The sequence below is a fragment of the Pseudoalteromonas sp. S3785 genome (assembly GCF_005887365.1).
In the GTDB taxonomy this organism is placed as follows: domain Bacteria; phylum Pseudomonadota; class Gammaproteobacteria; order Enterobacterales; family Alteromonadaceae; genus Pseudoalteromonas.
Genome location: NZ_PNCT01000024.1, coordinates 72,683 through 84,829, shown reverse-complemented (window position 1 = coordinate 84,829; position 12,147 = coordinate 72,683). Strand labels below are relative to the sequence as shown.

General features: G+C 38.7%; 12 protein-coding genes. 6 read left to right on the top strand and 6 right to left on the bottom strand.

Translation table 11 applies throughout. The features are described 5' to 3' along the window. Positions 1-55: 55 nt before the first annotated feature. Positions 56-385: a hypothetical protein gene (locus tag CWC17_RS07085; RefSeq protein ID WP_055013638.1), complete on the top strand. Its 330-nt coding sequence runs from the start codon at positions 56-58 to the stop codon at positions 383-385. A 64-nt stretch (positions 386-449) separates the two neighbouring features. Here the strand turns inward: CWC17_RS07085 and CWC17_RS07080 are convergent, their stop codons facing one another. Beyond that, complete coding sequence (locus CWC17_RS07080) at positions 450-1,739, bottom strand: alkaline phosphatase (protein ID WP_138540022.1); 1,290 nt, start codon at positions 1,737-1,739, stop codon at positions 450-452. 576 nt (positions 1,740-2,315) lie between these two features. Between CWC17_RS07080 and CWC17_RS07075 the strand changes: the two genes are divergently transcribed. From CWC17_RS07075 to rnd, 3 genes are all read left to right on the top strand, one after another. Beyond that, a complete protein-coding gene (locus CWC17_RS07075; protein ID WP_138612457.1) occupies positions 2,316-3,167 on the top strand; it encodes an alpha/beta hydrolase in 852 nt (283 codons plus the stop codon). A 115-nt stretch (positions 3,168-3,282) separates the two neighbouring features. After that, positions 3,283-4,935: a long-chain-fatty-acid--CoA ligase FadD gene (fadD, locus tag CWC17_RS07070; RefSeq protein WP_138540024.1), complete on the top strand. Its 1,653-nt coding sequence runs from the start codon at positions 3,283-3,285 to the stop codon at positions 4,933-4,935. Between the two features lie 51 nt (positions 4,936-4,986). Then, a complete protein-coding gene (gene rnd, locus CWC17_RS07065; RefSeq protein WP_138612456.1) occupies positions 4,987-6,117 on the top strand; it encodes a ribonuclease D in 1,131 nt (376 codons plus the stop codon). Between the two features lie 190 nt (positions 6,118-6,307). Here rnd and CWC17_RS07060 read toward each other — a convergent pair whose 3' ends face one another. From CWC17_RS07060 to minC, 4 genes are all read right to left on the bottom strand, one after another. After that, entirely contained in the window at positions 6,308-7,981 is a 1,674-nt protein-coding gene (locus CWC17_RS07060) for an RluA family pseudouridine synthase (protein ID WP_138612455.1), read from the bottom strand. Positions 7,982-8,161: 180 nt separating this feature from the next. Beyond that, positions 8,162-8,425, bottom strand: a complete 264-nt coding sequence (gene minE / locus CWC17_RS07055; RefSeq protein WP_004586362.1) for a cell division topological specificity factor MinE — start codon at positions 8,423-8,425, stop codon at positions 8,162-8,164. Between the two features lies 1 nt (position 8,426). Continuing rightward, positions 8,427-9,236 carry a septum site-determining protein MinD gene (minD, locus tag CWC17_RS07050; RefSeq protein WP_024031716.1) on the bottom strand — a complete coding sequence of 270 codons (810 nt, stop codon included), beginning with the start codon at positions 9,234-9,236 and terminating at the stop codon, positions 8,427-8,429. A gap of 5 nt (positions 9,237-9,241) precedes the next feature. Further along, positions 9,242-9,952 carry a septum site-determining protein MinC gene (gene minC, locus CWC17_RS07045; RefSeq protein WP_138612454.1) on the bottom strand — a complete coding sequence of 237 codons (711 nt, stop codon included), beginning with the start codon at positions 9,950-9,952 and terminating at the stop codon, positions 9,242-9,244. A gap of 155 nt (positions 9,953-10,107) precedes the next feature. Between minC and CWC17_RS07040 the strand changes: the two genes are divergently transcribed. After that, the gene (locus CWC17_RS07040; RefSeq protein ID WP_055013631.1) at positions 10,108-10,395 is read left to right on the top strand and encodes a YcgL domain-containing protein; all 288 of its coding nucleotides are present in this window, start codon (positions 10,108-10,110) and stop codon (positions 10,393-10,395) included. Beyond that, positions 10,388-11,404 carry a lytic murein transglycosylase gene (locus tag CWC17_RS07035; protein ID WP_138540029.1) on the top strand — a complete coding sequence of 339 codons (1,017 nt, stop codon included), beginning with the start codon at positions 10,388-10,390 and terminating at the stop codon, positions 11,402-11,404. Before CWC17_RS07040 ends, CWC17_RS07035 begins: the two co-directional genes overlap by 8 nt. A 52-nt stretch (positions 11,405-11,456) precedes the next feature. On the opposite strand, the gene CWC17_RS07030 is transcribed toward CWC17_RS07035, so the two are convergent. Next, positions 11,457-12,008: a GbsR/MarR family transcriptional regulator gene (locus CWC17_RS07030; protein ID WP_138612453.1), complete on the bottom strand. Its 552-nt coding sequence runs from the start codon at positions 12,006-12,008 to the stop codon at positions 11,457-11,459. Positions 12,009-12,147: the final 139 nt, after the last annotated feature.

Here is a 12,147-nt window from a genome sequence, read left to right as displayed (position 1 = left end):
ATATTGAATGTTTTTAAATCATAATTTTTAAACTGTTTATTGTTGGAAGTTATTTATGACTTTGCCAATTGGCGCTGGTTTTTTTACGGGTGATATCCCTGCAAAGGTTACCTCTACAAAAATTATACCCTCTAAACCACAAGGTTTAGCGGACGATAGCGCCAGTAATAAAACAAATACGGATTATGTAAAAAGTAGTAAAGCGGGTGTAGAGCTTGCTAATCAATACTTTAGTCAAAATACTACTAATGCAAAGTACAGCCAAACTATTTATGACCAACCAAGCCCAACAGTGAGCAAAGCGATTTCTACGTATACTGAATTTGCAAACTTAGAGCGCAGAGCAGAAGTACAAGATTTAATTGGCGTTGATATTTACGCTTAGCCCAGTAATAGTAAAAAATAAAAAGCCCGAACACAGGTTCGGGCTTTTTTATGTTTGCTGATGGCTACTGTTTAATAAAGCCAATTAGTTTATCAGCAATATCGGTATTATTTTGAGCACCACTAAAGTGCTGACTGCCTTTACCGTAAGCAAATACTTGTACATCTACAGCGGTGTGCCCGCCTGTTGTCCAGCCAGTAAAGCTGGCGTCGCTAATAATACTTTTAATGGCTAAATTAAGCGCTGTTTCGCCCATTTTTTTCGCTTGTTCAAGTTTTACCTTATTAGCCGGCGTGTATTCAATATTTGTGTTGGCGCGCCAAATAGGCTCAAGGTTATCGGCAGCGAGTAATTGCTTGGTCAGCTCGCCAGCTGTTGCTTTTACCCCTTTAATAACGTCTGTATCCCACTTATATTGTCCGTGCGCACCGAGGGTTAACCCACCAGTTGAATGATCTGCAGTAACCACTAATAAAGTATCAGGGTTTTTATCAATATAGGCTTTTGCTTTTTCAATCGACTGTGCAAAGTCATCCATTTCGGCCATGGCACAGGCTACATCGTTTGCATGACCGCACCAGTCTATTTGGCTGCCTTCAATCATGACAAAAAAGCCGTCTTTATTTTGTCCATCGAGTAAATCAAATGCTTTAGCTGTGAGCTGTGTTAAGTGATTTGAGTTAGCATCAAGCGCATAAGGCAAGCCAATTGGAGCGTACAAGCCAAGTGCAGGTATTTGCGTAATTTGGCCAAGATTTTTTATATCGTCGTTGTATTGATAGCCCGCAGCTTTAAATTCATCTACTAGGTTACGGTCTTCTCTAATAAAGTACTTCGTACCGCCACCTAACATTAAATCAACAGGCAGTTTTCCGGCAATTTTGTTATCTATGTACTCATTTGCAATCGCATCGTAATTACGACGTGATTCATTATGAGTAGCAAAACTGGCTGGCGTGGCATGATTAATTTGCGAGGTAGCCACTAACGCTGTTGTCATACCGCGCTCTTTTGCTATTTCTAACATGGTTTTTACAGGCTTTTTGTCAGTGTCGACAGCAATAGCGCCATTATAACTTTTATGACCACTGCTCAGAGCCGTTGCACCTGCAGCGCTGTCGGTAACATATGTATGATCGTCAGGGTAAGTACGCGCCATGCCTGTTAAAATAGTATCAAATACGGTCGTTTCAATCTGCTTGGTGGTTGGATCATCTTTAAAATAACGATAAGCGGTTGTATAGGCAGGACCCATTCCGTCACCAATCATATAAATTACATTTTTAGGTGCATCGCTTGCATAAACACTGCTAGATGCACATAAAAGCGCTAATAAGCTAAGTTGGTTTTTCATTTTTATCCCTATGAATGTGCTTTTAAAACAGCACCACAATTGTATATGGTTAGGGCGTGTTGAATTTGCAGCAAAATCACTAAACATGCGCTGCATAAACGATTTTATCAAAGGCGACTAAGGTTTATCGCTAGGTATTTTAGTCAGGTTGGTAATTAAACTCTCAGCGTGAATAAACTGACCCAAGGTTAAACAAGTTCAACCCGTAAAATTCAACATGCGCTTGTATAATAATGAATTGAAGTAAGAATAAAAAGCGCAGTGTACAATTCAGGCTGATTAACTGTCATTAAAATAATACAGCCATTTTTTTTATGTATGTTAATTATAAAGAAGCGAATATAGTGATGCGCATTACAAAGACGAAAAGAATTCGTGCTCATTGCATGAGATTTAATTTAGTCGGCATAACGGTGGGGGTGATAACCAATTGATAATAAATGTAATTATTAAAAGGGTAATAAAGCTTTCTGGTAGATGAGTCTTTATAAATACAAAAAATACAAAATATTTTCGTATTAGAGGTCTGACAACTAGTATGTTATAAATAATGTCGCACGTAAAAAGAGGTGTCTTTTGCAGCCATTTGAAATAAAAACAAGAAATATAACCTTACGTGGTTTACAAAGGGGCCGTGGTGATGAGCTAGTTATTGCTATGCATGGCTGGCTAGATAACAGTAATACTTTCACACCTATGCTTGATAAGGTTAATCCGCAGCATACTTGGTATTGTATTGACTTTGCAGGGCATGGATTATCTGATTGGAAAAGCAGTGATGCGCATTATTATTTTGTTGATTATATTGATGATGTGTACCAAATTATAAAGGCCTTAGGAGCAACGAAGGTGCACTTAGTCGGCCACTCAATGGGGGCAATGGTTGCAGGTTTATTTGCTAGCTGTTTTAGTGAATACGTGTATTCGGTTACCTTTATTGAGGGGATTGGTTGTGTTACGACTCCATCTGACGAGGTTTGTCAGCAATTAAAAGAGGCGATACTCAATAGAGAGCGTGTTAACAATAAAAAGCGGCGCATTTATAAATCCGAATCCGCAATTATCGAAGCGCGAGCAAGTACAACAGATTTAAATAACGAACTTATCTCATTGTTGATGAGTCGTAATATTAAGAAAAGTGAACTAGGGTATGAGTTAACAACAGACCCTAAGCTTAAAAATCACTCAGGTTTTAGGTTTAATGAAGCGCAATGTATTGGTGCAATAAAGCAATTAAAAGCACCAAGCCAATTAATTTTAGGTAACCAAGGTTATTCATTTGTAAAACAAAATTTGGCCAAGTATATTAGCTATTACAACAACTTGAAGGTAATTAATGTAGATGGCGGGCATCATTGCCATATGCAAAGCAGTGGGTTATGTTTTGAGCATATTCAAGCCTTTATGCTGCAAAATGGTGCATGTTAATTGTAAATTAGCGCCAAATGTGGGATTATTCCTGCATTAGAGTATTTGCTCAATTGTTAAAGTGCCTTACTTAGATTAAGGTTAATATAAATATAATTATAAACAGGGGCTAAGAGTGGAAAAAATCTGGCTTAAGCGCTACCCAGAAGGTATGCCTGAAACAATCGATCCTGAGCATTACAACTCGTTACTCGAAGTGTTTGAAAAAAGTTTTACCGATTACAAAGATTTACCTGCATTTACGAATATGGGTAAAACATTATCGTATGATGAAATAGATACAGCGACACAGCGTGTTGCCTCGTATATTCAAAATGATTTAGGTCTTAAAAAAGGTGACAAAGTTGCCGTAATGATGCCTAACTTGTTACAAACGCCTATTGCTATTTTAGGTATTTTACGTGCAGGGTGTGTGGTGGTTAACGTAAACCCCCTTTACACAGTACGAGAGCTTGAGCATCAACTAAAAGACTCTGACGCGTCAGCTATTTTTATACTGGCTAATTTTGCAGACACGCTTGAGAAAGCCCTTGCTAAAACAGATGTAAAACACATTGTGGTTACCCAAGTGGGCGACATGGTCGGTGGTATTAAAAAGCATATCGTTAATTTTGTGGTTAAATACATAAAAAAAATGGTACCTAGCTATAACCTGCCAAATACAATTAAGTTTTCAGATGTGTTAGCCGGTGACCCCGCAAAATATACGCGTCCAGAAATGAACTTATCTGATCTAGCCTTTTTACAATACACAGGTGGTACCACCGGCGTATCTAAAGGGGCAATGTTAAGTCATGGCAACATGGTTGGTAACCTTGAGCAAGTATCGGGCTGTTTAGATAAAGTATTAGACCGTGGTACTGAAGTGGTTGTTACTGCATTACCGCTTTATCATATATTTGCGTTAACGGCTAACTGCTTAACGTTTATGAAATACGGCGGTTTAAATGTATTAATTACAAACCCACGTGACATGCCAGCGTTTGTTAAAGAGCTTAATCAGCATAATTTTACCGCTATTACCGGTGTAAATACCCTATTTAATGGGCTGCTTAATACACCAGGGTTTGCAGAGCTTGATTTTAGTCATTTAAAAATGTCATTAGGCGGTGGCATGGCGGTACAACGTCCCGTAGCCGAAAAATGGCAAAAAGTGACTAATTCTAAATTAATGGAAGGTTATGGTTTAACCGAGTGTGCACCACTTGTGACAGTAAGCCCTTATGATTTAGAAGGTTACAATGGCTCAATTGGTTTACCTGCTCCTAATACTGAAATTAAGTTAATGCTTGAAAACGGTGAAGAGGCAGCAAAAGGTGAACCCGGTGAACTATGGGTTAAAGGTCCTCAAGTTATGTTGGGTTACTATAATCGCCCAGATGCAACCGCAGAATGTTTGCAAGATGGCTGGTTTGCCACTGGTGATATAGCCACATACGATGACGAAGGTTTCTTCTACATTGTTGACCGCAAAAAAGACATGATCATTGTATCGGGCTTTAATGTGTTCCCCAATGAGATAGAAGAAGTAGTTGCTATGCATGATGGCGTACTTGAAGTCGCCGCTATCGGCATTCCACACGATGTAAGTGGTGAACAAGTTAAAGTTTTTGTTGTTAAAAAAGACCCTTCTTTAACTGAAAAAGATATAATAAATCACTGTCGTGATAATTTAACTAACTATAAGGTGCCTAAACTCGTTGAGTTTAGGGATGAGTTACCTAAAACAAATGTAGGTAAAATTCTCAGAAGAGCCCTAAAAGATTAGTAAACTATAAAAGAGCCGGCATTAGCCGGCTTTTTTATTGTAGGAGATTAAGTGCAATACCAATTGATCGAAACACAAAATCAACTTAATACCTTTGTTGAACAAATAAGAAACAAGCCTATTTTAGCCATAGACACTGAGTTTATGCGTCGCCGTACTTTGTACCCTGAAGTTGCACTTATTCAAGTATATGATGGTGAGCACCTCGCGCTTATAGACCCACTTGCAGAACTATCGCTATTTGAATTTTGGCAAATATTAAAAGATCCATCCGTACTAAAAGTGTTGCATTCGCCTTCAGAAGACATTGAGGTTTTTCAAAAATATGCAGGCTTTGTACCTGCTCCATTATTTGATACACAATTTGCTCTTCAGCTTTTAGGTGAAGGTAATTGTATGGGCTTTGCGCTAATGGTAAAAGAGCTATTAGGCATAGAAATAGACAAAAGTGAATCACGTACAAATTGGCTACAGCGCCCATTAACTAAAAAGCAGCTCGATTATGCAGCCGCTGACACCTTTCATTTATTGCCTTGTTTTGAACTAATAATTGAGCGTATCAATAAAGCTGAGTTATTTGATATTGTAATAAATGAGAGCGAGTTAATTGCAAATAAACGCGCCTTTCAAACCCCAGATGAGCTGCTTTATAAAGATATAAAAAACGCATGGCAACTAAAACCGTACGAGCTAGCGGTATTGAAAGAATTAGCTGTATGGCGTCGTAATAAAGCTATTCGTAAAAATTTAGCGCTTAACTTTGTGCTTAAAGAGCACAACATGACGGAAATTGCTAAGCGTGGGCCTTCGAGCTTAAATACGCTAAGACAAATTCCGGGTGTTGAATCGATGGAAGTAAATCGCTCAGGGATCGAAATTCTAAAGTGTATTGAAAAAGCCAAAGCCCTGCCAGTTGATCAGCATCCACCTGTGCTTAAACGTTTAATCGATTTTCCGGCTTATAAAAAAGTGGCTAAAGACATTAAACAAAAAATCACTAAAGTAGCGAAAGAGCAGGGCATACCAGAGGATGTAATGGCCTCTAAAAAGCAAATTAATCAGCTTATTAGCTGGAATTGGAAACTCACCAATGACCAAAAGGTAAATCATATTAAACCTGATTTACTTAATTCTTGGCGCTACAGTTTTGTTAAAGATGTGCTTAAAGAGTGGGACAATTAAACCCACTTCTTAAGCTAACAGGCTATGTTATACCAATTCGCAATAATATTTAATCATTTTTAGGGGCTTAACGTGTCGCTATCTGCGTTAAAAAATTCTCATTTATAACAACTAAATAGCGATTTTTTTGCCTTGCTATCAACACGTTTTTCCATCTTCAAAATAGATCACTTAATTATGCGAATTGGTATTAAAAATCGGGCGCTACGCTAAATGTTAAACGTTTATGGGTAATAGGGTGATCTAACGCCAAATACTCGGCATGTAAATGTAACCTGTTGGCTTTTTTACCATAATGTGTGTCACCGAAAATAGGCATATTCAGCCCTAAGTGATGAGCGCAGTGTATCCTAAGTTGGTGAGTGCGCCCTGTTTTAGGATAGAGCTGTAGGCGTGTAATATTGTTTTTACGTTCAAGCACTTGCCATGTAGTAAGTGCGGGTTTGCCGTTTTTATAACACACAAGTTGGCGTGGCTTATCGTCAAAATCAAGTCGTAATGGTAGTTCTATTTTGCCACTGTCTTGTGGCACTGTACCATCAACTAATGCAATGTAACGTTTATCAATGGTGCGGGCAATAAATTGCTTTTGGAGTGCTTTGTGGGCGCGCTTATTAAGGGCCACAACGAGTAAACCTGATGTAGACATATCTAGTCTGTGTACAATTAACGGGCCTGTAGCGTGCGGAAATTGCGTTTGAATACGTAAATACACAGAATCTTCAATATTGATCCCAGGTACAGATAAAAACTCGCTTGGCTTATTTACAATAACAATATCATCGTCTTGATAGACTATGGGCAGCGTTTTACCTTCAGCAGGGTTAACGAGTAGTGGGTTATCTTCTATGCTAAGGCCTTTTAACATATGCGATAAAATAGGTTGGCATTTACTGTAGCAAGAAGGGTAATAGTTTTTATGTTGGCGTACCGCCGATTTTGGAGCGCCGCCCCACCAAAATTCGGCCATGGCTAGCGGCTTTAAATTATTAAGATAAGCGTATTGTAATAGCTTGGGCGCTGCGCAATCGCCTGCACCTGATGGCGGAGTATGCTCTGGCAAAGCTGCAAATATAGCGTTGAGATCTTTAACTTCATGCTCTGCATTTAAAAATTGATACTGGGCAAATAACTGTTTTTGTAGGTTTTTAGATAAAACTTTACGGCGTTTTTTTAACTGTTTTATTTCATCGTAAAGGCTATTAAGCGTCTGCTGTTGCTGAGTTATTTTATCGCGCCAGTGATCTTTTATGCTTTGATAGTGTTTTTTATCTTCTATGCTTTGTTTTGCCAGTTCATTCAAGCTTGCTTGTTGTTCAGGCGTTATTGCATCGCTGTGCTCAATCGCAAGTGCACTGCGCGCCTCTTTACGTGCTTTTCTGTTGGCTTGCATTACGCTTTGTTGCGCTTGTAACTGCTGCTCAAATTTTTCTGTATCTCGACTTAACGATGCCGATAATTTATTTAATGTACTGGCATTTTCAAGGGCATGTATCTGTGTGTTTATTTCGTTAATTATTTTACTTTCTTTCAAATAACCCACATCCTCCAATGCCATTGTGGATACATTAGGTACACATTTTATCTCAGAACTTAAATTTTCAAGTTGCCCTGAATAAGCCGATAAAAAGCCAATTTGTTTTTGTGGGTTTTGTACAACTAGTACACCAAACATCTTTCCGTCAATGTGGTGATTATTTTCATCATAAGGTAGATGCGTTGCCAGCTGCTGCTGTAATTGCTTTGATGCCAAAGCGCTAAGTTCGTGGGGCTGATAATAAAATGGAAACGTAAATTTCTCTGGCAGAGCTATATTATCTATTGATTGAGAAAACGAGGTAAAACAAGGCGGGGGATTAAACATAGCAATTGCGAATACATAACGAAATAGTGGCTACATATTACCACATTCATTGTTTATAAGTGATTAAAAGCGATTATCAGCTTAAATAATCTAAACACACGCGAGCACTAACCTTTCTATAAACGTAAAGTTTAGTTAAAAATGAAAAAAGCGGCAGTTTAAATGCCGCTTTTTGCTGTACTACTTTTTTTCTTCGTCAGGCAATGTCACATTGAGCTCAAGTACCGCTAAATCATCTTCGTTTTGATCAAACTGTACCTGCACTGCATCAGTGTTTACGTTCACGTATTTACGGATCACATCTAAAATATCTTGTTTTAATTGTGGTAAGTAATCCGGCGTTCCTCGTTGAGAACGTTCGTGCGCGACAATGATCTGCAATCGCTCTTTTGCTAATGACGCGCTATTTTTCTTTTCTGAGCGGAAGTAGTCAAGTAAAGACACATTAACCTCCAAAAATCCGTTTAAATAAGCCTTTCTTCTCAACGTCTAAGAAGCGAAAATCGACTGTTTCACCTAATAAGCGATTAATTGCATCAGCGTAAGCTTGCCCTGCATCTGAATCACCATCAAGTATCACCGGTTGCCCCGAGTTAGACGCACTTAATACCGCTTGCGACTCAGGAATAACACCAAGTAAAGGAATCGATAGAATATCTTTGACATCTTCTACCGATAACATTTCACCTTTTTCAACACGCTCAGGGTTGTAGCGTGTTAATAAAAGATGCTCTTTAATATTTTCCAGGCCTTCTTCAGCACGTTTAGACTTGCTGTGTAAAATACCTAAAATTCTATCAGAATCTCGAACAGAAGACACTTCCGGGTTTGTTGTTACAATTGCTTCATCAGCAAAGTACATCGCCATCATTGCACCGGCTTCTATACCTGCAGGTGAGTCACACACAATGTAGTCAAAGTCTTCTTTTAATTCGTTTAATACGCGCTCTACGCCTTCACGGGTAAGGGCGTCTTTATCACGTGTTTGTGATGCAGGTAGTAAAAACAATTTTTCAACGCGTTTATCTTTAATAAGCGCCTGATTTAAATTGGCTTCGCCATTTATTACGTTTACAAAATCATAAACTACGCGGCGCTCACACCCCATAATCAAATCTAGATTACGTAAACCAATATCAAAATCGATAATAACTGTTTTATAGCCTTTTAAAGCTAAACCGGTGCCTATTGCAGCACTTGATGTTGTTTTACCAACACCGCCTTTACCAGAGGTAACGACAATTACTTTTGCCATGAGATTTATCCTTTAACCAAAGCTGAAATTTCTAATGATTCGTTTTTTTGTTGTATTTGTACTGCATTGCCCCAGTGCTCACCTTGTAATGAGTCGCTGATCCAATAATTGCCATCAATTGAAACTAATTCGGCTTCAAGTTTTTGGCAATAAATGCAGGCGTCTTTTGTCCCTTTAGCACCTGCAATAGCGCGCCCGCGTAGGGTGCCATAAATATGCACATTTCCATCGGCTATTACTTCTGCGCCATGGCTGACCGCACCGAGTACAATTAAGTCTCTATCTTTTGCATAAACTTGTTGCCCTGAGCGCACCGTACCATTAATTACTTGCGCAGGCAGGTATACGTTTTTTTCAACAATAGAGGTATTGGGTGCCTCTGGTTGTTTAACAGGGGCACTTTTAGCATCTTGAGAGTAATTAAGTACTGATAGGCCGGCGGCTTTAGCTTGGGTGTGTTGCTCATCTGAGCCATTACATACACCTACTGCATTAAAGCTCATACGCTCAATGAGAGACTTTAAATGGTCAAAATCAAGTGAGCTGTTTTTAATTTCTTCTAAATTAACAACAATAGGCGCTCCTTCAAAAAAACGAGGAGCTTGGGCTATTTTTACATACAACTGTTCTGCTAAAAGGGCAATATCAGTGCTATAAAGATGCAATACTGATAACGTAAAAAGATTCCCTTTTAGTTCAAAAATTTGTTCCGACATACACGCTCAATTGATTTGTCTGATTAGAAATTAATTTTAGATAAACGTAGGCTGAATAAGGCCTTTAATGAAATTTCTAATCTAATTTTTCTAACTTATTATTACTCTCATGTTATAGTGTGCGGCAATGTTAAGCAAGATTAAATAGGGCCATTATGCTCACTGCGGTATATAAAAGTAAGAAAAAAGCGGATACCTTCTTATTTGTTGAAAAAAGAGATGATTTTAGTAAAGTGCCTGAACCTTTACTGGCAATGTTTGGTCAACCTATTTATGTAATGATCATTAACTTAGCAAAGCGAGATCATTTAGGCGGTGCCGACCTTGAAACTGTAAAAGAGGCTTTAGCCGATCCCGATAAAGGCTACTATTTGCAAATTCCACCGCCACAAGAAAATTTACTTAGCCAATTACGAAAAGAAAACGGAGTTGATAGTGATTAAAAAGTTAGCCGTAATTTTATGCTCAGTGTGTTTAAGTGGCTCTGTAGTCGCTAAAACACAGGCCGAATTTCAAACTTATTTAAGTGATTTAAAACAAGAGGCCATTGCTAAAGGGTACGATAGCAAATTAATAGACAAGGCATTTGCGACTGCGTCTTACAAAGAAAAAGTCGTATCGGCTGATAAAAACCAGCCTGAGGTAAAAGAAACCCTTGAAACTTACTTACCAAAACGTGTACCACAATGGAAAATTGATCGTGCTCGTAAGCTCTATGCAGAAAATAAAGACGTACTAGAGCAAGTAGCTAAAGAATATGGCGTTCAAGCACGCTTTATAGTGGCATTATGGGGCCTTGAAAGTAACTTTGGCACAATCCAAGGTGGCCATAATGTTATTTCATCACTTGTTACGCTTGCCTTTGACGGACGACGTGAAGCACTTTATAAGCGCCAGCTTTGGGCGGCATTAGATATTTTAAAATCAGGCCATATTACGCTTGATAAATTTAAAGGCTCTTGGGCTGGGGCTATGGGGCAGACGCAGTTTATGCCTACCTCATTTAACGCCTACGCAGTTGATTACAACAACGACGGCCGAAAAGATATTTGGACCACCAAAGAAGATGCATTTGCATCAATTGCCAATTATTTAAAACAAGAGGGCTGGAATGACTCACTTACTTGGGGTCGCCAAGTAAAGCTACCTGAAAACTTTGACAGTCAATATGTTCTTAAGCGTGGCACTAAAACGCGCAAGCAATGGTTAGAGTACTGGAACGATTCTGAGCGCTCGTTAGCTGAGTGGCAAGCTTTAGGTGTTCGCAGAGCCGATGGTTCAGATTTACCTAATGTAGATGTACGTGCCGCACTGGTAATGCCAGACGATATTAATGGGCGTATGTACTTAGCGTATGATAACTACAAAGTATTTATGCACTGGAACCGCTCATATTACTTTGCCACCAGCGTGGGCTATCTATCAGATAGAATTGGTTATCCAAAAATATAATTTATACGCTGTTGTGTAATAAAAAAAGCCGCTATGCGGCTTTTTTATTTGTTTAATCATGTTCTTTTTTAAATATTTTATCTTTTAAATCGATTACCTTGCCAATGCCAGAGCCTAGTTTCATAAGCTTATTTAGTTGCTCTGGGCTTAAACGTTGTAATTCTGACGACCACTTAGTAACTGTTTCCAGCAAGTTATGGATTTCACTCATTTGCTTTTGTGCGTATAGCTCTTCTTCATTACTGGCTTCATCGAGTAAGTTATCCCGAAGAAGACTAAGTGTAGGGTCTATTTCACGTTTTTTACGCTCTTCAAATACACGGTTTGCCATATCCCAAATTTCACCCGCAGGGGCGTAATACTCTTTACGATCGCCAGGTATGTGGTGTACTTTTATTAACTGCCAAGATTGCAGCTCTTTAATACCCATACTCACATTACCACGAGAGATACTTAATGCATCGGCAATTTCGTTCGCGGTCATTGGCTCTTTGGTGATGATCAGCAAACCACACATTTGACCAATCGTACGATTGAAACCCCAGCGGCTGCCCATCTCACCACAATGCATGACAAAGGCTAAATTTTTTTCAGATAGACTCATAGCTTATTAAGTTTCAGTAAATTCAGAAAGTAATGCTAGCACGCTTATAAATTATAGCAACGCTTAGCTAGGTATCTTTTTAGAGCACTAAATGAGGAATAAGTTTAATTTACTCCTACTTATATTTGTAGGAGTAAAT

Bases quoted from the DNA above. Each gene is read 5' to 3' on its own strand.
- minD (WP_024031716.1), bottom strand. From the start codon at position 9,236: ATGGCAAAAGTAATTGTCGTTACCTCTGGTAAAGGCGGTGTTGGTAAA.
- CWC17_RS07060 (WP_138612455.1), bottom strand. From the start codon at position 7,981: ATGTTTAATCCCCCGCCTTGTTTTACCTCGTTTTCTCAATCAATAGAT.
- CWC17_RS07080 (WP_138540022.1), bottom strand. From the start codon at position 1,739: ATGAAAAACCAACTTAGCTTATTAGCGCTTTTATGTGCATCTAGCAGT.
- CWC17_RS07085 (WP_055013638.1), top strand. From the start codon at position 56: ATGACTTTGCCAATTGGCGCTGGTTTTTTTACGGGTGATATCCCTGCA.
- CWC17_RS07030 (WP_138612453.1), bottom strand. From the start codon at position 12,008: ATGAGTCTATCTGAAAAAAATTTAGCCTTTGTCATGCATTGTGGTGAG.
- minC (WP_138612454.1), bottom strand. From the start codon at position 9,952: ATGTCGGAACAAATTTTTGAACTAAAAGGGAATCTTTTTACGTTATCA.
- CWC17_RS07040 (WP_055013631.1), top strand. From the start codon at position 10,108: ATGCTCACTGCGGTATATAAAAGTAAGAAAAAAGCGGATACCTTCTTA.